Annotated in this window: 26 protein-coding genes and 1 pseudogene; 1 reads left to right on the top strand and 26 read right to left on the bottom strand. The window is 41.9% G+C overall.

All coding sequences use genetic code 11. The annotated features are described in order from the left end of the window. Positions 1–184 precede the first annotated feature (184 nt). From ACTCCX_RS05425 to ACTCCX_RS05380, 10 genes and pseudogenes are all read right to left on the bottom strand, one after another. Entirely contained in the window at positions 185–1,111 is a 927-nt protein-coding gene (locus ACTCCX_RS05425; protein WP_463275069.1) for a DUF262 domain-containing protein, read from the bottom strand. A gap of 122 nt (positions 1,112–1,233) precedes the next feature. Next, entirely contained in the window at positions 1,234–3,081 is a 1,848-nt protein-coding gene (locus ACTCCX_RS05420) for an ATP-binding protein (protein WP_463275068.1), read from the bottom strand. After that, positions 3,068–4,081, bottom strand: a complete 1,014-nt coding sequence (locus ACTCCX_RS05415; RefSeq protein WP_463275067.1) for an SIR2 family protein — start codon at positions 4,079–4,081, stop codon at positions 3,068–3,070. The genes ACTCCX_RS05420 and ACTCCX_RS05415 overlap by 14 nt, the downstream gene beginning before the upstream one ends. 108 nt (positions 4,082–4,189) lie before the next feature. After that, positions 4,190–5,509: a hypothetical protein gene (locus tag ACTCCX_RS05410; protein WP_463275066.1), complete on the bottom strand. Its 1,320-nt coding sequence runs from the start codon at positions 5,507–5,509 to the stop codon at positions 4,190–4,192. A gap of 207 nt (positions 5,510–5,716) precedes the next feature. Next, positions 5,717–6,043: pseudogene (locus tag ACTCCX_RS05405) on the bottom strand (NADH:flavin oxidoreductase/NADH oxidase); the annotation flags it as partial. A 276-nt stretch (positions 6,044–6,319) separates the two neighbouring features. Then, positions 6,320–6,958 (bottom strand): nitroreductase family protein, encoded by a 639-nt coding sequence (locus ACTCCX_RS05400; RefSeq protein WP_463275065.1) that lies wholly within the window; start codon positions 6,956–6,958, stop codon positions 6,320–6,322. 4 nt (positions 6,959–6,962) lie between these two features. Beyond that, positions 6,963–7,391 (bottom strand): MarR family winged helix-turn-helix transcriptional regulator, encoded by a 429-nt coding sequence (locus ACTCCX_RS05395; protein WP_463275064.1) that lies wholly within the window; start codon positions 7,389–7,391, stop codon positions 6,963–6,965. Between the two features lie 471 nt (positions 7,392–7,862). After that, the gene (gene rpsI, locus ACTCCX_RS05390) at positions 7,863–8,255 is read right to left on the bottom strand and encodes a 30S ribosomal protein S9 (RefSeq protein WP_086942228.1); all 393 of its coding nucleotides are present in this window, start codon (positions 8,253–8,255) and stop codon (positions 7,863–7,865) included. Between the two features lie 13 nt (positions 8,256–8,268). Next, positions 8,269–8,712, bottom strand: a complete 444-nt coding sequence (gene rplM, locus ACTCCX_RS05385; RefSeq protein WP_068559350.1) for a 50S ribosomal protein L13 — start codon at positions 8,710–8,712, stop codon at positions 8,269–8,271. Positions 8,713–8,908: 196 nt separating this feature from the next. Next, on the bottom strand, positions 8,909–9,262 hold the full coding sequence (locus ACTCCX_RS05380) for a hypothetical protein (RefSeq protein ID WP_463275063.1): 354 nt from the start codon (positions 9,260–9,262) through the stop codon (positions 8,909–8,911). Between the two features lie 245 nt (positions 9,263–9,507). Here ACTCCX_RS05380 and ACTCCX_RS05375 point away from each other — a divergent pair, with 245 nt between their 5' ends. After that, positions 9,508–10,620, top strand: coding sequence for a PLP-dependent transferase (locus ACTCCX_RS05375; RefSeq protein WP_463275062.1), 1,113 nt, complete (start codon positions 9,508–9,510; stop codon positions 10,618–10,620). A gap of 316 nt (positions 10,621–10,936) precedes the next feature. Here the strand turns inward: ACTCCX_RS05375 and ACTCCX_RS05370 are convergent, their stop codons facing one another. The 16 genes from ACTCCX_RS05370 to rpsE form a co-directional block, all read right to left on the bottom strand. Then, the gene (locus ACTCCX_RS05370) at positions 10,937–11,203 is read right to left on the bottom strand and encodes a chorismate mutase (protein WP_463275061.1); all 267 of its coding nucleotides are present in this window, start codon (positions 11,201–11,203) and stop codon (positions 10,937–10,939) included. Between the two features lie 11 nt (positions 11,204–11,214). After that, a complete protein-coding gene (truA, locus tag ACTCCX_RS05365; protein WP_463275060.1) occupies positions 11,215–11,988 on the bottom strand; it encodes a tRNA pseudouridine(38-40) synthase TruA in 774 nt (257 codons plus the stop codon). A gap of 124 nt (positions 11,989–12,112) precedes the next feature. Beyond that, positions 12,113–12,910, bottom strand: a complete 798-nt coding sequence (locus ACTCCX_RS05360; protein WP_321292084.1) for an energy-coupling factor transporter transmembrane component T — start codon at positions 12,908–12,910, stop codon at positions 12,113–12,115. Beyond that, positions 12,900–13,811: an energy-coupling factor ABC transporter ATP-binding protein gene (locus ACTCCX_RS05355; protein WP_463275059.1), complete on the bottom strand. Its 912-nt coding sequence runs from the start codon at positions 13,809–13,811 to the stop codon at positions 12,900–12,902. Before ACTCCX_RS05355 ends, ACTCCX_RS05360 begins: the two co-directional genes overlap by 11 nt. Further along, positions 13,787–14,626, bottom strand: coding sequence for an energy-coupling factor ABC transporter ATP-binding protein (locus tag ACTCCX_RS05350; RefSeq protein ID WP_463275058.1), 840 nt, complete (start codon positions 14,624–14,626; stop codon positions 13,787–13,789). Before ACTCCX_RS05350 ends, ACTCCX_RS05355 begins: the two co-directional genes overlap by 25 nt. A 395-nt stretch (positions 14,627–15,021) precedes the next feature. Next, positions 15,022–15,402: a 50S ribosomal protein L17 gene (gene rplQ, locus ACTCCX_RS05345; protein WP_086942219.1), complete on the bottom strand. Its 381-nt coding sequence runs from the start codon at positions 15,400–15,402 to the stop codon at positions 15,022–15,024. 27 nt (positions 15,403–15,429) lie between these two features. Beyond that, positions 15,430–16,374 (bottom strand): DNA-directed RNA polymerase subunit alpha, encoded by a 945-nt coding sequence (locus ACTCCX_RS05340; protein WP_068558946.1) that lies wholly within the window; start codon positions 16,372–16,374, stop codon positions 15,430–15,432. A gap of 81 nt (positions 16,375–16,455) precedes the next feature. Continuing rightward, positions 16,456–16,842, bottom strand: coding sequence for a 30S ribosomal protein S11 (gene rpsK / locus ACTCCX_RS05335; RefSeq protein WP_068623076.1), 387 nt, complete (start codon positions 16,840–16,842; stop codon positions 16,456–16,458). Between the two features lie 27 nt (positions 16,843–16,869). Further along, on the bottom strand, positions 16,870–17,235 hold the full coding sequence (gene rpsM, locus ACTCCX_RS05330; RefSeq protein ID WP_463275057.1) for a 30S ribosomal protein S13: 366 nt from the start codon (positions 17,233–17,235) through the stop codon (positions 16,870–16,872). Between the two features lie 20 nt (positions 17,236–17,255). Next, the gene (gene rpmJ, locus ACTCCX_RS05325; RefSeq protein WP_062470716.1) at positions 17,256–17,369 is read right to left on the bottom strand and encodes a 50S ribosomal protein L36; all 114 of its coding nucleotides are present in this window, start codon (positions 17,367–17,369) and stop codon (positions 17,256–17,258) included. Positions 17,370–17,403: 34 nt separating this feature from the next. Then, positions 17,404–17,622, bottom strand: a complete 219-nt coding sequence (gene infA, locus ACTCCX_RS05320; RefSeq protein ID WP_068558953.1) for a translation initiation factor IF-1 — start codon at positions 17,620–17,622, stop codon at positions 17,404–17,406. Positions 17,623–17,757: 135 nt separating this feature from the next. Then, on the bottom strand, positions 17,758–18,402 hold the full coding sequence (locus ACTCCX_RS05315; RefSeq protein ID WP_463275071.1) for an adenylate kinase: 645 nt from the start codon (positions 18,400–18,402) through the stop codon (positions 17,758–17,760). A gap of 67 nt (positions 18,403–18,469) precedes the next feature. Next, positions 18,470–19,762, bottom strand: a complete 1,293-nt coding sequence (gene secY, locus ACTCCX_RS05310) for a preprotein translocase subunit SecY (RefSeq protein WP_463275056.1) — start codon at positions 19,760–19,762, stop codon at positions 18,470–18,472. Beyond that, entirely contained in the window at positions 19,762–20,202 is a 441-nt protein-coding gene (gene rplO, locus ACTCCX_RS05305; protein ID WP_068558958.1) for a 50S ribosomal protein L15, read from the bottom strand. The genes secY and rplO overlap by 1 nt, the downstream gene beginning before the upstream one ends. 33 nt (positions 20,203–20,235) lie before the next feature. Then, on the bottom strand, positions 20,236–20,418 hold the full coding sequence (gene rpmD / locus ACTCCX_RS05300) for a 50S ribosomal protein L30 (RefSeq protein ID WP_068558960.1): 183 nt from the start codon (positions 20,416–20,418) through the stop codon (positions 20,236–20,238). 13 nt (positions 20,419–20,431) lie between these two features. After that, positions 20,432–20,932 (bottom strand): 30S ribosomal protein S5, encoded by a 501-nt coding sequence (gene rpsE / locus ACTCCX_RS05295; RefSeq protein WP_068558962.1) that lies wholly within the window; start codon positions 20,930–20,932, stop codon positions 20,432–20,434. Between the last annotated feature and the right edge of the window lie 15 nt (positions 20,933–20,947).

Here is a 20,947-nt window from a genome sequence, read left to right as displayed (position 1 = left end):
GTCATTTTTTGATTGAAATTTAGAGTATTTTCGTGTAAAGTTGCCATTGAGAGAACCCCTTTCTATGGTTTTTGGTCGTACATTTACCATAACAGATAGAGGTTCTTTTTTCACACCTTTTGGGTGTGAACTGGAAAGACAAAATATGTTGGAAGACTGACGTTTCAAGACGTTTTCTGGAAATCTATGAATAATTCAGGCTATTATATAGCTGTTCAAAATTATTTCTAGAATAGTATTTTCGGATCCCTGGTGTAGTTGTATTTCTATCATTTTCCAATGCTCTCAAATAAAACATATAATAATAAAATAATTTTTGAATGCTCTCACTAGCACTTGTAGCATCTTCATCAAGCTGCTGCCAAAGCTCTATAAAATTTGCTTTTTGCTCCGCATCCAAGTGGTTATATATTTTTGCTTTAAAAATATCAGAATCAGATAACGCGAGACCCCTATCATTGAGCGTTGAGAATATTGTTAATGCCGTGTCTTGAGAATCAGCAGTAATCGGAAGTAAAATTGCCTTATTCAGTACATTTCTAATAAACCAGTAAAACAACTCTGGCTCATTTGTTGCGTATTTTTCAATTAATTCTACAAATAAATTATAGTTAAGGGAATAGTTATCTTTTGCGTCATTTTCAACTTTCCCTTTAATAAGTATGTTTGTGAAGGCCTCATTTCCTTCTTCTCCCATTACTTTCGATACAATAAGCGTCTTCTCATAATCAACTTCAGCAGTCAATTCGTCCTGCTCCCATAAAGCTGACTCGATTTGCGATTTAAAATTCCTTACTTCTTTTGTTTCTGTCATCGAAGTAAGTTTTGAATAAAGAGAACGTAATAACAAAAATAACGAAGTTATACGTTGCTGTCCATCTATAATTTCTTGTTCACCAAGGTCGTTTTCATATGAAACAACAGTTCCTAGAAAATAAGTACTTTCGCTATCGTTTGCTGTATACTCAACCAAATCATCAAAGAGCATTTGAATTTGCTCATCAGACCAAGCATAAGGGCGTTGATATTCAGGTATAACAAATTTATGAATTTTCCCAGTCTCTAATAGTTGCTTAACGCTTTGCTTATTGACTTCTATTGTTGTCGCCATAGTTGGATTCCTCATTTATAATTTTTGGGTTATCTTAATCTTTACAAGTGATTAATTCTTTGTTTTAGGTTATTCAAAAGTTGATGAAATTAGCTTTTTTCACATATGCATCTAATTTAGACTTATCGGTTCCACAAATCTATGAGATTAACGTCATCGCTATTTGGGCGAATAGTCTCTTCTTTTGGTATTTTTACAAATACTGGAACCTGCATAGCATTGCCAGTAATGATTACTTCTCCCTTTCCAAGACTAGGAATCATTTGATAGGCGCTTTTATCGAGTGTAGGCATTGTATTTTCAAGCATACGTAGATCCATCTCGTTAACAAGTCGGTGAATAAAATAATTATGTGTTTGAGACAAAATCGTTGCTGAAATATCAGCAGGTCGCTGGCTTGAAAGAGTCAAATAGAAGCCAAATTTCCTGCCCTCTTTGATAATTTCTTCAAATATTGATAACCGATAATCCTGCCAGTCATCACCGTTATTACGATATTGTGCATTTAATATGTTGTGAGCTTCATCAATTATCAAGTGTTTTGTCTGATCAATAACCTTACCCGCCATTTTATGCTTCTGCTCATCATAAATCATTTTCGACAATAACATGGGTACTAAACGAGTTATTTCTTGGTTTGCATGAACAAGGGAAATTATATTTATTGCTTTATAAGCATTATCAATATTCTCTCTAACTTCTATCACTTTTTCCAAGCTGTCAAATGCAGATTTTATTCGATTGAATAAGGGGTTTATATGTTCAATATTTGCTGATTTCCACGCAGAAACATATACTCTTTGAAAAAGTAAAAAATAACTTAGTTTTTGAATAGGGCTAGCATCACTAAATAATTTTTTAAGTTCACTTTTTAATTCTTCAATCTTTAGTTCTGCTTTTCCTTGTTCAGTAATTTGTCCGTCTTTAAGAATTTCTACTCCCGATCTGCTTGTTATCTGTAAATTACCATAATTAGTTTTTGAGAAATTATCTTCAAGCCCAGTAAAATGATCCTTATCAACCCCTATACTTTCAGCAGCTGATATCCAATTATCAACGGCATCACCACTAACACTTTTACTTCCTTTAATAATTGACAGAAGTAACCCGATTTCTAAGTTCGCAAAACTATCGTCATCTATTATTCTTTCATTGAAATTTTTTAGAGCAATTCGCAGAAATGGTACTTGTGTCGCAGGACGGGCATCAAATAAAATCGCTAAAATATCAGCATCAAATAAATATTTTTTTTTTACAGGTAATTTCTTCTCTACATCTTTATCTCCAGTATCAATCTCAAAAATTTCTTTGTCATCAGTCTTTACACCGAAAATATCAGTACCCGTATACTCTCCATTAAAGTCAATCACGAAGAATTGAGATTTGTGAACAATTTGTTCATAAAAACGAGACCTAAAAAGCTCTAGATATAATTTATGCAGAGTATTTGATTTTCCGCTTCCAGTATTCCCAAATACTCCAATATGTGAAGCAAAAAATGAATTGATTGGTAATTGTATTGGCTGTCCTTCTAATATCGATTTACCAATTTTTATAGTTGGTTCATTATATTCCACACCGTAAATAATTTTTAGTTCATCCTGCGTGGTCAAAGTAACTTCATTGCCTATCATTGAAACATATTGGCTAGTGACTTGGAATTTGTTACCATCGATCACACCTTTTGTCTTTAAGGTAATAAGTCGATTGATAGAATTTTTTGAATAGCGATTGTCAAATTCAGTACTTCTGATTGTATTTTGCTGATCAACAACTTTTTCAGTTGAAACTGTAGCAATGATTTTAATGTCATTTTGGTTTATAGTCAGGAATGCACCAATTTTAGGTCCTGATAAAATATCTCCATACCAAATAAATTCAGCGTCATTTGACATACTGTACATACCAACTTGAGAAATATTGCCATCGACACCAACAATCACGCCCAGTTTTTTCTTAGGCTTTTCCATGTTTCAAATCCTCCAAAGTTGCACCTGATAAAATACGTGTCAAATTTGATAGTGTGAAATTATACAAATTTTCACCCTTCTCAGCATTATAATACTCATTTTTATGATGTTCATCAAAGTTTTTAGGCGTTAATATCTTGAAATTAGGACGTTCACTTTTATATTGCAAATTATTTAAATAAGTTTGCCTATCCGTGTCAGAGTAACCAAATACGTAAACCATCAATTCTGGATTCTGAACAGCTCGTCTAACCATTTTTGCAATATGTTTATCCTGAAACGAAAATCCAATCACAAACAATATTGACTGTGGTTTGTCTAATTCTAATTGAAACACTCGTAGCATTTCATGAAAATGATTATTTTCAAAAGTTGTTGCTGATTCTAAACCGTCTGGTTTTACAATAACAGGATTATCAACCACTTCCCCTTTTATCATAATATTAGCATTACGTTTTTCCCAATTCACTGAACCATGCGGTTTGATTAAACTGATAGATGGAATCTCATTAATATAATTATCATTCAATCCTTTATAAGAAACCGTATGATTGTAATTTGAGCTATCCAAATAACGCTCAAAATACCCGCTGGCACCATCATTAAAAACCAACCTATGCTTTTTCAAAACTTGATCAGTTGCCTTCTCTATAAACAAATCATAGTTTGTCGTAAAAATATTAACATTTTTTGGGGTTTGACGAGAATTAGAAAGATTTACTAACGAAACAATACTTTCAATAAATTTTTGATACATTTCAAAAACGATATACATATTCTTTTCAGCTATTTCACATTCTGTATAAAATTTATCGGACAATATTTTATCACTAATATATTGAACTTTTTCTGCTAGTTGTTCATTACCCGACTTTTCATGTGTATCTTTAAAATAGTTCATAAGAGGAATAGCTGGAACCGAGGCACCAGATCCAATTAAAAAATTGAGTTGTTTAGTTATTGCTAATTTGCGAAGTTGCTTTAATACCTCTTCATCCATTCATATGCACTCCAATCAATCATTTTAAATTCTGAAGTAATTATCATAATTCGACTTCGAACATTAGATTGGTAAACATGATCTTAGCAGTAGATATGCCTACGACTGTTACTTTCCCGGTAACCACAAATATGTTTTTCCATCTTTTATTAAGAGTTGAAGGTCGGTTTGATATAGATTTGTTTCATTAGACTCCTTCTCAATATCAGCAGGAGTCAACTGCTGTTTGATCTTAACGGTTAAGCTCTCTTCCAATTTTGCATACCGCCAGTCGTCTTTAATAACTCCTGTAATATTTGTGACAACACCTTCAACCCCTTGTTTTCTGCGTTTACTTGCATCCAGGTCGATTGCAAACTTGTCAATGTATTTTTCCTGCCAAACGATCACATCATCACTTAACATTGAAGTTTGTTCTACATAGGTGTGGAATAACGAAAAGCTGCTTTCTTGGGATAATTTCCCATTCCCGAATACAACCGTTAGTTTCCCAATCTCCTGTAAAACCCTAAGGAGTATTTTTTGAAAGAAAACTAACCCGTCGAGTTTATTGACGATGCTTGAATATTCCTCATAGCTAATTTGTGTTTCCTTTTGAATCAATTCTTCAATTTCAAGATTGACTTGTTCTAGTAACTGTGTTGTTTGTTCCTGCAACTGTTGTAAGTGTATTAGTTTGTTGTTGCGGATAGTTTCGTCATCAAAAATTTCCTCAGTAAATGTTGATATGGCTTGAACATTAGCAATTAGAGAACGAACACGGCTTTTGAATTCGCGTTTCTGGTAATCACTTATTGCGCTCAATGACTTGTTCATGCCTTCTAGCTTTGAATTTACCTCAGACATATAGTACTGACCCACGATAAGTGAGGCAACGTTCATGACATTTGCCGCAGCTGATGTTGCCATCTTGGTATTTGTCGTTATTTTTTTAGTTTTGGTTGGGTTGACTTTCATTAAGTTTGCCTGTTCTTTTACTCCCTTCGGACCGAGAGAAAAACCACGATAAGCATTTTCCATATTCTTAGATTTTACTAGTTCTCCGCCTTTTTTTAGACTGACTTGATAATAGTCTCCAGATATTTTTGTCGTTGTTGTGGTCGCTATTGTTCGCGTCTTTCCGATTGCATTAACAATAGCCGGGCTCAAAGAGGACAGCCTTGACATTATGTTTGGATCGGTTATCTCATGCAAAAGATTTTCTTCCACTTCAATATTCATCGGTAATTTTGAAACTGAAACGAGTGCCTCACTCTCTTCGCCAAAATTCTTTTGTTTTTCACTTATCATTTGTGTATCTAGGGATTCTGCAATCATATAGCCATTGTTATCAGATACACTCTTTTTTGGCATTCCCTTATAAATATAAAAAGCTATCAAAAAAATAACCACAACTGTACCTGCTATAACATAAGATTCGTTCATCATGCATTCTCCTGATTGGCATATTTTAAATAAATTGTACCATTCTTAAATATATTTGCCTATATTAGATTTTGAGGTGACAGTAAATATCAAGCTAAGCTCCTAATATATTGATTGATATTAGAATTTCACTACCTAAAAAAAAAAGACCCCACTCTTCCGAGTAAGATCCCATGTTGTACTATTCAATTTTTTACCTATGAATCCGCGCTATCTTCTTCTTTGCCCTCTTTGGTAGGAATGATTGTACACTTCGAAATTGGTGTCGCGAAGCTCTTCGGCGGCATCGGCCAGCCAGTTGACGTTTCGGATCAGCGCCCTGCCTTGCAGGATCAGGTCCGCTTGTTTTGTTTGCAGGATGTGTTCGCACAAGCCTAGGTTATCCAGCAGGCCGACCGCGGTCACCGGTATCGAAACGGCTTCTTTCATCGCGCTGGTGTAAGGCACCTGATAGCCGGGTCGGACTGGGATATTCGGCTTCCTGTCAAGCAGACCGCCTGTGGAAACATCGATGCAATCGATGCCGTCCTTTTCGAGACATTTCCCGATAATTTTCCAGCAGTTTACAGGGGCTGTATCTACGACGGTCGTGGCGCTACTTTTCACTTCCGCTCAGACAAATGTTCCGGACGGGATCGCCATCGGCAGCAGAAATGACGTACTGGTGATTTTTGTGTTGGTCACGCTCGCGCTGTTCCTTTTTACGGTGATGAGCCGCAAAACCCAGCTGTGGGTTTCGGATTTGAAAAAGCTGCCGGAATAATTTTCGGCAGCCTTTTTTCGTGAAGCCGGATGCGTTCCAGCGTGAACATGCTATTTGAATTCGGTGATTTTCTCCGGCGCAAACCGCACGGATTCGTAACCTTCTTCCATGGCCTTGCCGATGGACAGGATCATGACCGGCACATACCGTTCCTTGTCGAGATCGAACGCCTCGGCCAACTGATCCGCTTCAAAACCGCCGATAGGGTTCGTGTCATAGCCATGAGCACGCGCCACCAACATCAATTGCATCGCCGCCAGACTGGAATCGATTTTCACAACATCATTCATTTTTTCTTTCGAAAAGTTTTTGTAGTAAGGAATGATGGCGGCCAGCTGTTGATCCCGGACTTCTGCGGACATTTTCCCTTGCGCAACAGCTGCGTCATAGATTTCTTCCCCATGCTCGTAGCACTGCATATCTCCGAATATCAGCACCATCGCTGACGAGGTATCATTCTGTCTGGTGTTGAAACGGATCAGCGGTTTCAGTTTGGCTTTGGCTTCTTCGCTCTCGACAACCACGAAACGCCAAGGCTGCATGTTCACGGATGAAGGCGTCGTCGTGGCTTCCTGTATCATTTCCAGCATTTCTTCCTGGCTGATTTTGTAGGTTTCATCGTATGCACGGATGGATTTTCTTCCGAAGACGATTTCCGAAAAATCGTTGTTGATAAATGTATTTGTCATGTTTTTAGCCTCTTTCTAGTTCTCTATTCAGGTGCAGCTTGTTCAGCAAATGGGATAATTGTTCGGCTTCTTCGTCACTTAAGGACACGGACAGGCTCATTTTATCCTGATCATGTTCTTTCCCGCAGGCATCCAGCTCCTGGATCGCCTTGTCCGTCAAGCGGACAAAGATTTCCCGGTTGTTCTCCGCATTACGTTCCCTTAGGACATAGCCTTTTTGTTCCAAAATTTTCAGATGGCGCGTGATCGCTGCGCTGTCGATTTTCAGTTCTATCTGGATCTGGTTTTGGGAGCAGGTCCCTTTTTCTTTCAGGAACATCAGCATCTCATAGCGCGTCAAACTGAAGCCTGTTTCTTTTTCGAACAGCGTATTGGTTTCCTGATTGGTGAGTTTGATCTGATAAAGCAGCCTGCTTACATCTCTCAAGTTCATAGAATTTCACCTCGATTATGCGGATTTTCAGACAACCGCCTGAATGATTGACTAATCAACTGTTGATTAGTCAATCATACGACAGTAACTAATTTCTGTAAAGCAAGTTGCCTGAAAAGTTCCTGTAAAAATCATCCACTTTAATTTAGGCAAAGAAAAAAAGACCCCATTCTTTCGAATTGGACCTTCATAGCACTGGAGATCAGCCTACTTATTGAAAATCTTTGGACCTTTACGCATGTTCCTGATATCATTTTTCGGCGTGTCGGTTTGCTTGGATTTTCCGCCGCCTTGTTTATTTTTGATTATTTCCAGCATTTTTTCTTTAGGGCTCACTGTTTACACCGCCTTTTTCAATGAAATATTCTAGGTTTTCATTCTTTTGGATAAGTACCATAAAAAAAAGCACCAGCAAGATGCCGATGCTTTAAGGTTGTTGATTGATTTTTCAAAACGTTGATACAATAAATGTTAACGTTTAGAGAATTGTGAAGCTTTACGCGCTTTTTTCAAACCTGGTTTCTTACGTTCAACCATACGTGGGTCACGTGTTAACAGACCAGCTGCTTTTAATGGTGCGCGGAAGTCAGGATCTACTTCTAATAATGCACGAGAGATACCGTGACGAGCTGCTCCAGCTTGTCCAGTGAATCCGCCGCCGTTTACGTTAACGAAGATATCGTAGCTTCCTAGAGTACCTGTAAGGTTTAAAGGTTGTTTGATTACTTCATATAGGTAAGCGAATGGGATGTAGTCTTCCATGTCTTTTTTGTTGAAAACGATTTTGCCTGTTCCTGGTAATAAACGTACGCGTGCAGTCGAATTCTTACGACGACCAGTTGCGATATATTGTGCTTGTGCCAATGAATTTCCCTCCTTAAATTAGGTTAGTGATGTCTAAAACTTCTGGTTGTTGAGCTTCGTGTGGGTGAACTGCTTCACCGTATACGTGTAACTTAGTGAATTGTTTAGCTCCTAAAGAGTTTTTAGGAAGCATGCCTTTAACAGACAATTCAACTAATTTTCTTGAATTTTTAGCACGTAATTCACCAGCTGAAATCTGTTTTAGTCCACCTGGATAACCTGAGTGGCGGGAATAGATTTTGTCAGATGCTTTTTTACCTGTTAATGTAACTTTGTCTGCATTGATAACAATCACATAATCACCAGTATCTACGTGTGGTGTGAAAGTTGGTTTGTTTTTACCGCGTAAAATAGTTGCAACTTGTGTTGATAAACGTCCCAATGGGATGTCAGTTGCGTCGATTACGAACCATTTACGGTCCATTTCGCTTGCTTTAGCCATGTATGTTGTACGCACGTTTGTTTCCTCCATATTCTTCTCTGTCTGTTTGATCCAATTGAGTTTCCGGGGCTCATCGTGGGGCAAACAATACCGTCTTATATAATACGACATTCCGAAGTGATTGTCAATCGCTTCAAAAGAATTATTTCAGCTATCGCATTAAAAAAGCCTCCACAGAACGCATAGACTGCGATCGTGAAGGCTTCTCAGTTTATTTTTTCAAATGTAAATATAATTGCTCGATGACCTCTGCTGGCACAAATGGATACGCCCCTTTGCCGGATGACTTGTAGGGTTTGAATGCTTCGATGACCGTAGAATCTTTGACGATATCCTCGACCGAAACGAATTCGCCTTTCTTCGTGAGGGTCAATTCAAAAGCTTCATATTCCTCGGCTGCGACATTCTTTTTCGGGGTCGAGTAGTGCGCCATGCTTGCTTGCACAGAAAGGACCACATCGTTCGGACAACTGATCGCTTCATAAAATTGGGGCATCGCGGCAGCCACAAAATCCGGCACATCACCGCGTGGGATGCGTTTGAGTTCCTTGATGAACGTAACCATTCTTCCACTCTCCTTCATTCATTATTATATTTCCATTATACGCGAGTTTCTGATTTTTAACACCATTCAAGAGAAATTACCGTTCAAGCGTGATCGATTATTTGTCGCAGCTTCACTGACTAAAAATACATAAAAATATTGACCACTTGGAATGCTCGTGCTACCATTGCACTAACATTAATTTAAAATGACAAACAAATGATAATACTCTTGTGTATGTCATTTCTTATAAAGGGGAATCGACGATGGAAAGTATCAGCATTCAAAGTTATCTTGCACAATTGGGCAACAGAAAAGATCCGAAAACCGGCGCCGTCAGTGCACCGATTTATTTGTCCACAGCTTATGGACATCCCGGCTTAGGCCAATCGACCGGCTATGACTATACCCGCACCGCCAATCCGACAAGGGATATCCTTCAGGAGGGTTTGGCGGTGCTTGAAAATGGCGTCCAAGGGTTTGCTACAAGCTCAGGCATGAGCGCCATCCAGCTCGCCTTCAGCGTTTTCCCGGCCAACAGCCATTTCGTTGCATCCAGAGACCTTTACGGCGGCAGCTTCCGGTATTTCCAGGATATGGAAAGAAAAGGATTCTATTCCTTCACTTATGTCGATGACCCGAGTGATATCGCATCCGCCATTCAGGACAATACAGCCGCTGTCTACATCGAAACGCCGACGAATCCCCTCATGAAGGAAACAGATATCTCCGCGGTGGCTGAGATCGCCAAAAAACACGGTCTGCTGGTGATTGTGGATAATACCTTCTACACACCTCTGTTGCAGCGTCCTTTGGATTTGGGCGCTGATATCGTCGTCCACAGCGCCACCAAGTACCTCGGCGGCCATAATGACCTGTTGGCGGGGGCTGTCGTAACGAACGATCAAGCACTCGGTGAACAGTTGGCTTTCCAGCTGAATACGGCCGGCGGTACTTTGGATGCCTTCGACTGTTGGCTCTTGGTCCGCGGAATGAAGACTTTGCCGTTGCGCATGAAGCAGCATCAAGCGAATGCACAGGCAGTCGTTGCCTATCTGGAATCGGAAGCGTTGATCAAATCGGTCTATTATCCGGGTAAAGGCGGCATGCTGAGCTTCACGCTCCATGATAAAGCGCACATCCCTACCGTCTTGGATGCTCTGAACATTTTCACTTTCGCCGAAAGCTTGGGCGGCGTCGAAAGCCTGATTACCTACCCGACCACGCAGACCCATGCCGATATTCCGGTTGAAGTGCGGGAATCCTATGGCTTAACGGATGATCTTTTGCGCATCTCGACAGGTATCGAGGACGCGGATGATCTGATCGCCGATCTTCGCCAAGCCTTTGCGAAGGCTGCGGTCACAGCTAAAGCCTGATAATGTAGATTGCAAAATAAAATGTATGTTGAAAACCTCTGACGGGCGTTATAGGCTTGACGGGGGTTTTTTATTTTTGGCGCTGTCCAGTGATTTCCTCCGGTGAGCGACGGCCTCGCCGGAGTTCGGACAGTTTGCGGGAGCGGCAGCTCCGATGGGGGCTGCTTCATAGGAGCTGGCGGAGATTGCAGAAGCTGTCCTCCGATGAGCGCTGGCTTCGCCGGAGCTGGCACCGACTTCCATTGCCCTAGTACGCAAAAAAGCTGCTGGAGAAAAGATTTCGTCTTTTCCCCAGTAGCTTTTTCAGCATACTTGCTTATTCTTCGTTTTGTTTGGTTTCGAACGCTTTTGTGATCGTCATCAGGGCACGGAAGAGGTCTTCCATGCTGTCAGCATAGGCTCTGTTCTCGGTCATCCCGCGTACTTTAGCCAGTACCCTGTCCTCCCTGGATTGGTCCAGTATCGGCAGCTTATGCTCTTTCTTGATACGCGCGATCTCCGTCACGGCATCCATCCGGCGTTCGAACAGTCTGACCAACTCTTGGTCGATGGCATCAATCTCCGCTCTTTCCTTTTCAAACATCCCTCTTACTCCTATCCATTAAGTAGTTTTTCCTCATCATAGTAGACTTCCACGAGATACAATCCCTGTGACGGGGCTGTCGGTCCGGCTTTGCGTCGGTCTTTCACTTCCAATAGGCGGTCGATTTCCTCGACTTTTTTCAGACCGTCAGCGATCTGCAGAAGCGTTCCAACGAAAATGCGGATCATATTATAGAGAAAGCCATTTCCCCTGAAGGTGAAGACCAGTTCATTGTTCGCCTCATCCTTCCTGACGCTCGCTTCGTAGACGGTACGGACCAGATCAGTTTTGTCGGTTTTGGTCGAGCAGAAGCTGGTGAAGTCGTGCTCACCTTCCAATTTTTTGATGGCCTTCTCCAAATTTTCCATGTTGAAACGGTAAGGATGGTGGGTCGTGTAGAGCCGTTTGAAGGGGTTCGGAAAGCGATCGAGATCGACCCGGTAAATGTATTTTTTCCCCAGCGCATGATAACGCGAATGGAAATCCTCTGGAGCCATTTCCACGGATTTGATCAAAATATCATCAGGCAACAGACTGTTCAATGCCCGCAGCAGATGATCCGGCTTGATTGCAGCCGGGTAATCAAAATGGATGACCTGGCCGAGCGCATGGACGCCCGAATCGGTCCGGCCGGATGCATGGATCGGAATGATCTGTCCGTTCGACATTTTTTTCAGTGCCTTTTCGATTTCGGTCTGGACACTGTTGCCGTTAGGCTGGACTTGATAGCCCACATAACCAGTTCCGTCATATTGCACGATGCATTTGTATCGTTGTGCAGTCATAGTTGGCAGATGCCCCTTTCTTATTTTTTTGATGTACCTTGCGGTTTCCCCATTTTAAAAGGGACCGGAAATGCTACCCGGCCCCCAGTCTCGTTCTATAGCTGCAGCTTGTACCTGTGTGCGCTCAAGATCGGAAGAACAACAGTAAGCCGGTCAGTACGACAAACGCCAGCATACTGAGCGTATCGCGTCTCTGCCAATCGAGGATGCGGTATTTCGTACGTCCTTCCCCACCCTGATAGCCACGCGCCTCCATGGCATTCGCCAATTCGTCCGCGCGATTGAAGGAGCTGACGAACAGCGGGACCAAAATCGGTGTGACTGCTTTCATCTGCTTCACGATATTGCCTTCGCCGAACTCGACACCGCGAGCCCGCTGCGCATTCATGATCTTCGAAGCCTCATCCATCAATGTAGGTACGAAACGCAAGGCGATGGATAGCATCAGCGCGATTTCATGGACGGGAACCTTGAAACGTTTCAATGGCCCCAACAATTTTTCGATCGCATCAGTCAACGACAACGGCATCGTTGTGAGCGTCAACAACGTCGAAATGAAGATGATCAGGACGAAACGCATGAAGATGAAAGCGCCGTTGATCACCCCGAACGAAGTGATGCTGATCGGCCCTAGAACCAAATAGGTTTCCCCGCCCCGTGTGAAGAGGATCTGCAGCAACACCGTGAACAGGATCAGCCAAATCAGTGGCTTCACACCGTTCAGAAAGACCGACAGTTTGATGTCGGACAGGATGACGCACAAGAAAGTGAATAACGTCATGATCAGATAAGTCTGCCAGTTGTTGGCCAGGAAGATGACGATGATGAAGTAGAAAGCACCGATCAGCTTGGCGCGCGGATCCAGTCGATGGACCAGCGAGTCGCCTTGGATGTAGCGCCCAAACAGTAATTTATCCAACATGGATGCCACCCTCTTCCATAGCGGCATTTTTAGCGCCTTTATTCTCGTTAATTTTGGCAATCAGCACAGCCGCCAATTGCTCCGTTCGAAGCGGTCTCTCGTTTCCGAAATCGATGCCCGTTTTTTTACTGAAGGTGTCCAGGAAAGCCAGTGCGGATGGCAAGCCCAATTGTTTTTCCTGAAGCCAAGCGGCATCCCGGAAAATTTCCGCAGGCGGGCCCATTCGGACAACAGTCCCTTTCTCAAGGATGACCACGTGATCCGCATAGGTTGCGACGTCATTCATCTGATGCGTAACCAAGACGATGGTCAGTCCTTTGTCTTTATGGAGCTGATAGAACATATTCATGATTTCCCGTCTACCGGCAGGATCCAGTCCAGCCGTTGGTTCATCCAGCACAAGCACTTCCGGTTCCATTGCCAGAACACCGGCAATCGCGACGCGTCTCATTTGGCCCCCTGAGAGGTCGAATGGAGATCGATCCATGAAGGATTCATCCAGGCCGACCAAAGGCAACACACGCCTCACAATCGCCATTGCATCCGTTTCGCTGACGCCGAAGTTCATCGGACCGAAGGCGATATCTTTCGCGATCGTCTCTTCGAACAGCTGCGACTCAGGAAACTGGAATACGATTCCCACTTTTTTCCGCAGGTCCTTCAAATTTTTGTTATTCGATTTGTTCGTTATGATGCGTTCTCCGATCGTCACACTGCCTTCTGTTGGCTTCAATAAAGCATTCAGATGTTGCGTAACCGTTGATTTGCCGCTGCCGGTGTGCCCGATCAATGCTGTGTAGCTTCCGTCCGGGATATTAAGATTGACATCGTAAAGCGCCCGGCTTTCGAAAGGCGTTCCGGCAGAATAGGAATAGCCTACTTTTTCGAAAGTAATGTCCATAGCCAGTTCACCATCCCTTCTTCGGTCAAATATTCTTCAGGCACTTCCAGCCCCTGCCTCTTCAATTGGTATTTCAGCTTCTCGGGGAACGGAATATCCAAACCGATATCGATGATTTCCTTGCCCAAACTGAATATCTCTTCCGGTGTGCCGATTCGTTTCAATTGCCCGGCTTCCATCACAAAGATGCGGTTCGCTTTCGCGGCCTCGTCGATGTCATGTGTGATCGAAATCACCGTCAAATTTTCTTTTTCCTTGATTTCCTGGATGGTCTCGATGACTTCATGACGGCCTTCCGGATCCAACATGGTCGTCGCCTCATCAAGGATGATGATGTCTGGAGACAGCGCCACGATTCCGGCGATCGCCACGCGTTGCTTCTGGCCGCCCGAAAGACGTGCCGGTTCCTTATCCATGAAGTTGGCCATATTGACAGCCGCAACCGCATCGGCTACCCGCTTGACCATTTCCTCACGGGGAATGCCGACATTCTCCAAACCAAAAGCAACGTCGTCCTGCACGGTCGAACCGACAAACTGATTATCCGGATTCTGGAAAACCATCCCGATTTTCTTGCGGACATCCCAAACCGTTTCCGCATTCAGTGTTGTCTCTTCAATGATCACTTCTCCTGAGTTCGCCTCAATCAAGCCGTTGATCGTTTTGGCCAGGGTTGACTTGCCTGAACCATTGGGTCCGATGATGGCAATCCATTCACCCTGATTGATCGTCAACGAAACGTTGTTCAAAGCCGGCCGTGCATCTTCTTCTGAATAGGAAAAAGTCACATTGCGCAACTCGATAATTTCATTCATAATTGCAGTCCTACTTTCTCTTAGTTGTATCTTTAAGTCCGTATGCCATCGCCATTACCGCAAAAGTGCTGAGGATAAAAAAAAGATGAAAATACGGAAAGGAAACGTCTACTTTAGTAAGTATAAACTACTCTCCCGTATTTTTCATCCACTGTCTTGACACAACACAAAAATAAAACGCTTTTATTTATATATCAAAAGAAACTAGAAAATTTATTGGCATTTTCTAGTTTCTTTTGATAAAAAAAGCACTTTTTTTGATGAAAAAATGCCCTCCCGAAGATCATGCGATCTTCGGAAGAACCTTGAGCTAGACTAGGGATGCCAGTGGCAAACCCATCATCATGACACTCTATTTCATCTAAAAGTGAACGTTTCATCTTTGTGCGATTGAATTATACTAATTCAATGATAACCATTTGTGCAGCATCGCCACGACGAGGTTCTGTCTTCAAGATACGTGTGTATCCGCCTTGACGTTCTGCATAGCGAGGTGCAATGTCAGTAAACAATTTTTGTAGAGCTGATTGAACGACGATTTTGTCATCTTCTTCACGTACAGCTGCTACTTCGTTACGAACGTATGCTGCAGCCAAACGACGAGCAGCTAAATCTCCACGTTTACCCAAAGTAATCATTTTTTCAGTAGTTGAACGGATTTCTTTAGCGCGAGCTTCAGTTGTAACGATGCGTTCGTTGATGATTAAGTCAGTAGTTAAATCACGAAGCATTGCTTTTCTTTGGGCGCTTGTGCGTCCTAATTTACGGTAAGCCATCCTAGGTTTTCCTCCTTTGCTACAGTACTAGTCGTCTTGACGCAAGCCTAGATTAAGATCATTCAGCTTGTTTTTCACTTCTTCAAGTGATTTGCGTCCTAGATTACGTACTTTGATCATCTCTGCTTCAGACTTGTCTGTCAATTCTTGGACTGTGTTGATGCCTGCGCGTTTCAAACAGTTATAAGAACGTACTGATAAATCCAATTCTTCGATAGTCATTTCCAGCATTTTCTCTTTATGTGTTTCTTCTTTTTCAACCATTATCTCGGCCTTGCGGGCTTCATCGGTCAGATTAACAAAAATATTCAGATGTTCAGTTAAAATTTTGGCAGCCAAGCTGACTGCTTCTTCTGGGCTGATGGAGCCATCTGTCCAGACATCCAACGTTAACTTGTCGTAAATATTTTTTTGTCCGATACGAGTGTTTTCAACCTGATAATTCACCTTGCTGATCGGAGTATAAATGGAGTCGACTGGTAAAACACCGATCGGCATATCTTCCGTTTTGTTATATTCGGAACGAACATATCCACGGCCATTTTTTACATCCAAGCGAACATGAAAATGTGCTCCCTCTGAAACTGTACATATATATAAATCAGGGTTTAAGATTTCCACATCGCTGTCATGGGTAATATCCGCTGCAGTCACGACTGCTGGACCTTTTACGTCAATCTCGATTGTTTTGTCTTCGTCCGTATACAATTTCAAAGCTAATTTTTTGATGTTCAGAATGATTTGTGTAACATCCTCGACAACACCATCAATCGTTGAAAATTCGTGTAGAACACCATCGATTTGGATAGTTGTTACAGCTGTACCAGGAAGTGAAGATAATAGAATTCGACGTAATGAGTTCCCAAGTGTTGTTCCATAACCGCGTTCTAGTGGTTCTACAACGAATTTACCGAATTTGGCATCTTCGCTGATCTCAATCGTTTCAATTCTTGGTTTTTCAATTTCGATCATTTATCAATTTACCCCTTTCAAAACGTGAAGTTCATGTTAGTGAGTCCATTGCGTTTCGTTACATATCAGTACAATTCTCAATTAAACACGACGACGTTTTGGTGGACGGCATCCATTATGAGGAATAGGCGTTACGTCGCGGATTGCGGTAACTTCCAAACCTGCTGCTTGTAATGAACGAATGGCAGCTTCACGTCCAGAACCAGGACCTTTAACAGCTACTTCAACTGTTTTCATGCCATGTTCCATAGAAACTTTAGCTGCTGCTTCTGCAGCCATTTGTGCAGCATAAGGAGTAGATTTACGTGAACCTCTGAATCCCAATGAACCTGCTGATGACCATGAAATAGCATTTCCATGAACATCTGTAATCATAACAATAGTATTATTAAAAGTTGAGCGGATATGTGCTACACCAGCTTCAACATTCTTTTTCACGCGGCGTTTGCGAGCTACTTTTTTAGCCATGAAGTTTTGACCTCCTTCACTTAATTATTATTTTTTCTTACCAGCGATTGCTTTAGCTGGGCCTTTACGAGTACGTGCATTGTTCTTAGTGTTTTGTCCGCGAACAGGCAAACCACGACGGTGACGCATTCCTCTGTAAGATCCAATTTCGATCAATCGTTTAATATTTAGGTTTACTTCACGACGAAGGTCACCTTCAACCTTTAATTTATCCACTTCAATACGGATACGGTCTAATTCATCATTCGTTAAATCACGAACACGTGTATCTTCTGAAACTTCAGCTGCAGCCAAAAGCTTTTGAGCTGTGTTCAATCCGATACCAAAAATATAAGTTAATGAAATAACTACACGTTTGTCACGCGGAATATCTACTCCTGCGATACGAGCCATTTATAGGCACCTCCTTGTTATTATCCTTGGCGTTGTTTGTGTTTGGGATTTTCGCAAATCACCATAACACGACCATTGCGGCGAATGACTTTGCATTTTTCGCAAATGGGTTTTACTGATGCTCTAACTTTCATTTAAATTCCCTCCTACTTTAGTGATGGAGTGCAATTATTTAAAGCGGTAAGTAATGCGTCCACGAGTAAGATCGTACGGAGATAATTCTACCGTAACTTTATCGCCTGGCAAAATGCGGATGTAATGCATTCTTATTTTACCAGATACGTGAGCTAATACTATGTGACCATTTTCAAGTTCGACTTTAAACATTGCATTGGGCAAAGTTTCAACGACTACTCCTTCAATCTCAATGACATCGTCTTTCGCCACGCCTGCTAACCTCCTAACATTCTGTTGAGCTGATTAATCTCATGTCTTGGCAATTTTTACTCTAACTGCTAGATTATATCATAGCAAGTATCGATTGAAAAGAAAAATTCGATTAACTTAAAATGACATCTGCAACTATTCTATAATCTTTTGGATTTCGGTAAACAAGTTGTCGATGCCGATTCCGCCATCCACATTATGTAACAATCCTTTTTCGCTGTAAAATGCAATGATTGGTTGAGACTGTTCAAGATTAATCTGAATGCGATTTTCTACGGTTTCAGGCTTGTCATCTTCGCGTTGATAGAAATCGTGTCCGCCACAACGATCGCACGTTCCTTCCACTTTAGGAGGATTGTTTGTTTTGTGGTAAGTCGCTCCGCAAGAGCGGCAAATGATTCTACCTGTAAGACGTTGCATCAAAACTTCAGGGTTCACATCAATGTTAATAACAGCATCGATTTTTTTGTCGAGTTCATCCATGATAGCTTCAAGTGCTTTTGCTTGTACGAGGGTTCTTGGAAAACCATCCAACAAAAAGCCTTTTTCAGTATCAGATTCTGCTAATCTCTCTTTAACGATTCCGTTTGTAACTTCATCTGGAACAAGTTCGCCTTTATCCATATATGATTTTGCTTCCAGGCCCAAGGCTGTTTCATTTTTCATGGCAGCTCGGAACATGTCCCCTGTAGAGATATGCGGAATATTGTATTTCGCGATGATCTTTTCAGCCTGTGTTCCTTTTCCAGCACCGGGAAGACCCATAATAATTAGGTTCATCATTTTACTGCCTCCTAAAGATGTAAGCATATGTGACGAGGAAATCACTTTCCCCCTCACAAACTTACTATTGAATAAATCCTTGGTAATTACGTTTAACCATTCGACCTTCAATTTGTCTTGCCGTTTCTAATGCAGTACCAACTACAATCAGAAGACTTGTACCGCCAAGGGCGAGCGAGTCCGGCAAATCCCACAAACCTGAGGCAATGATTGGCAATAGCGCAATCAGTCCAAGAAATAGCGCGCCGACCGTACTTAATCGCATAATCATGCCGGAAATGTAATCTTCTGTCCCTTTACCCGGGCGTACACTTGGAATATAGCCGCCTTGCTTTTGCAAGTTCTCTGCCATTTTTTCAGGATTTATCTGAATGAAGGCATAGAAGTAAGTGAAGACAACGATCAATACCGTATAGATTGTTGCACCGATGGGTTCACGGTAATTAAAGATGGTAGACAAAATTTGATACCAGCTGGCCTCACTTTGACTTGCCGCGAAAAACCCAAGGATCGTCTGCGGTGTCATCATGAAAGAACTGGCAAAGATTACTGGAATGACTCCAGCGGAATTGATTTTTAAAGGCAAATGCGCAGATTGATTAGATCCGGATGCACGTTTGGAATATTGAATGGGGATTTTACGTTCAGCTTGTTGAACGTACACAACGAGTATGACCACCAATAATATTGCTATCAATAGCGCAACCGAGAACAAAATGTTGTTCATCAAATCGGATCCTGCATCAACAAAACGATCATTGTAGTAAGTGTAAAGATCTGATGGGATTCTAGCGATGATACCTGAGAAAATGATCAATGAGGTTCCGTTTCCGATACCGTGCATTGAGATGGATTCTCCGATAAAAACAACCAGCATCGAACCTGCAGTCATCACTAACGCGATGATCATGTAGGTCGTCAGACCCGGATCATTTACCAGCCCAAATGCTGAGAGTTGGTTGAAACCGATCGAAAGACCGACAGATTGTACAAATGCTAAAATGACTGTTAAATACCTTGTAACTTGATTTAATTTTCTTCTACCTACTTCACCCTGTTTGGACCATTCCACAAATTTCGGAACAATGTCCATTTGTAACAATTGAACAACAATAGAAGAAGTGATGTATGGCGAGACACCCATAGCGAAAATGGAATACTGACTCAGTGCTCCACCTCCGAATGTGTCCAACAGACTGAACAAGCCCGTCGATGCCAAGTTTGCGATGGCACCCGCATCAACACCTGGTACAGTAATATGTGTTCCAAGACGGAACACAATCAACATACCTAGAGTAAAAAAGATTCTATTTCTAATGTCCTTCGCCTGAAATGCATTTTTCAGAAGAGCAAACATTAGATCACCTCAACAGTCCCACCTGCAGCTTCGATAGCTTTTTGTGCTGCTTCGGAGAATTTATTAGCTTTAACTGTCAGTTTTTTCTCAACGCTTCCGTTGCCTAAAACTTTGATGCCTGATTTTTCATCTTTGACAATACCAGTTTCAACTAATAAAGCTGGAGTAACTTCTGTACCATCTTCGAAACGGTTTAAGATTTCTAAGTTGATGACAGCATATTCCTTACGGTTGATGTTCGTGAATCCACGTTTTGGAAGACGACGGAACAATGGAGTTTGTCCACCCTCGAATCCAAGTCTCACACCGCCGCCTGAACGGGCTTTTTGGCCTTTGTGTCCACGACCGGATGTTTTACCATTACCGGATGAAGATCCGCGACCGACACGGTTACGTTCTTTGCGTGAGCCTTCAGCAGGTTTTAATTCATGAAGTTTCATAGTAACTTGGCACCTCCTTCAATCTGATATTTATTATTTAACTTCTTCTGATGTTACTAAGTGGCTTACTGTGTTGATCATGCCCAAGATAGCTGGGTTAGCTGGTTTAACAACAGTTTTGCCGATTTTGGACAATCCCAAAGCCTTGCAAGTATCTTTTTGGTTTTGAGGACGTCCGATCAAGCTGCGTGTTAAAGTGATTTTTACTTCTGCCATGATGTAGTCCTCCTTATCCTAGTAATTCTTCAACTGATTTGCCGCGTAGTTTCGCAACATCTTCAGCGTTTTTCAATTGTTTCAAGCCATCGATTGTAGCACGTACCATATTGATAGGTGTGTTCGAACCAAGGGACTTGCTTGTGATATCAGCGATACCAGCTAATTCAACAACGGCACGGACTGGTCCGCCTGCAGAAACTCCGGAACCGGATTTAGCAGGTTTCAACATTACGTTACCGCCACAGAAAGTTCCGATAACTTGGTGAGGGATTGTTGATTCGGACATTGGAACTTCAATAAGGCTCTTTTTAGCACTTTCGATAGCTTTACGAATAGCTTCTGGAACCTCGGCAGCTTTACCAGTACCGAATCCTACATGTCCGTTTCTGTCTCCTACAACAACTAAAGCAGCAAAACGCAGACGACGTCCACCTTTAACAACTTTTGTTACACGATTGATTGCAACAACGCGATCTTCTAATTCAATATGAGCTGGGTCAACATAAACCATGTGTGGTTATCCTCC

It is taken from the genome of Trichococcus sp., from assembly GCF_055118575.1.
The sequence above is the reverse complement of the archived record's forward strand: the minus strand, read 5'-3'. Positions and strand labels throughout refer to the sequence as shown.

Bases quoted from the DNA above. Each gene is read 5' to 3' on its own strand.
- rpsK (WP_068623076.1), bottom strand. From the start codon at position 16,842: ATGGCTAAAAAAGTAGCTCGCAAACGCCGCGTGAAAAAGAATGTTGAA.
- ACTCCX_RS05415 (WP_463275067.1), bottom strand. From the start codon at position 4,081: ATGGATGAAGAGGTATTAAAGCAACTTCGCAAATTAGCAATAACTAAA.
- rplO (WP_068558958.1), bottom strand. From the start codon at position 20,202: ATGAAACTTCATGAATTAAAACCTGCTGAAGGCTCACGCAAAGAACGT.
- rpmJ (WP_062470716.1), bottom strand. From the start codon at position 17,369: ATGAAAGTTAGAGCATCAGTAAAACCCATTTGCGAAAAATGCAAAGTC.
- secY (WP_463275056.1), bottom strand. From the start codon at position 19,762: ATGTTTGCTCTTCTGAAAAATGCATTTCAGGCGAAGGACATTAGAAAT.
- ACTCCX_RS05380 (WP_463275063.1), bottom strand. From the start codon at position 9,262: ATGGTTACGTTCATCAAGGAACTCAAACGCATCCCACGCGGTGATGTG.
- ACTCCX_RS05410 (WP_463275066.1), bottom strand. From the start codon at position 5,509: ATGATGAACGAATCTTATGTTATAGCAGGTACAGTTGTGGTTATTTTT.
- ACTCCX_RS05375 (WP_463275062.1), top strand. From the start codon at position 9,508: ATGGAAAGTATCAGCATTCAAAGTTATCTTGCACAATTGGGCAACAGA.
- ACTCCX_RS05425 (WP_463275069.1), bottom strand. From the start codon at position 1,111: ATGGCGACAACAATAGAAGTCAATAAGCAAAGCGTTAAGCAACTATTA.
- ACTCCX_RS05395 (WP_463275064.1), bottom strand. From the start codon at position 7,391: ATGAACTTGAGAGATGTAAGCAGGCTGCTTTATCAGATCAAACTCACC.
- ACTCCX_RS05340 (WP_068558946.1), bottom strand. From the start codon at position 16,374: ATGATCGAAATTGAAAAACCAAGAATTGAAACGATTGAGATCAGCGAA.
- ACTCCX_RS05420 (WP_463275068.1), bottom strand. From the start codon at position 3,081: ATGGAAAAGCCTAAGAAAAAACTGGGCGTGATTGTTGGTGTCGATGGC.
- rpmD (WP_068558960.1), bottom strand. From the start codon at position 20,418: ATGGCAGAAGTAAAAATCACTTTAACACGCAGCTTGATCGGACGTCCT.
- rpsM (WP_463275057.1), bottom strand. From the start codon at position 17,235: ATGGCTCGTATCGCAGGAGTAGATATTCCGCGTGACAAACGTGTAGTT.
- ACTCCX_RS05400 (WP_463275065.1), bottom strand. From the start codon at position 6,958: ATGACAAATACATTTATCAACAACGATTTTTCGGAAATCGTCTTCGGA.
- ACTCCX_RS05355 (WP_463275059.1), bottom strand. From the start codon at position 13,811: ATGGACATTACTTTCGAAAAAGTAGGCTATTCCTATTCTGCCGGAACG.
- truA (WP_463275060.1), bottom strand. From the start codon at position 11,988: ATGACTGCACAACGATACAAATGCATCGTGCAATATGACGGAACTGGT.
- rpsE (WP_068558962.1), bottom strand. From the start codon at position 20,932: ATGGTTTATGTTGACCCAGCTCATATTGAATTAGAAGATCGCGTTGTT.
- ACTCCX_RS05360 (WP_321292084.1), bottom strand. From the start codon at position 12,910: ATGTTGGATAAATTACTGTTTGGGCGCTACATCCAAGGCGACTCGCTG.
- ACTCCX_RS05350 (WP_463275058.1), bottom strand. From the start codon at position 14,626: ATGAATGAAATTATCGAGTTGCGCAATGTGACTTTTTCCTATTCAGAA.
- ACTCCX_RS05315 (WP_463275071.1), bottom strand. From the start codon at position 18,402: ATGAACCTAATTATTATGGGTCTTCCCGGTGCTGGAAAAGGAACACAG.
- ACTCCX_RS05370 (WP_463275061.1), bottom strand. From the start codon at position 11,203: ATGTTTGAAAAGGAAAGAGCGGAGATTGATGCCATCGACCAAGAGTTG.
- rplQ (WP_086942219.1), bottom strand. From the start codon at position 15,402: ATGGCTTACCGTAAATTAGGACGCACAAGCGCCCAAAGAAAAGCAATG.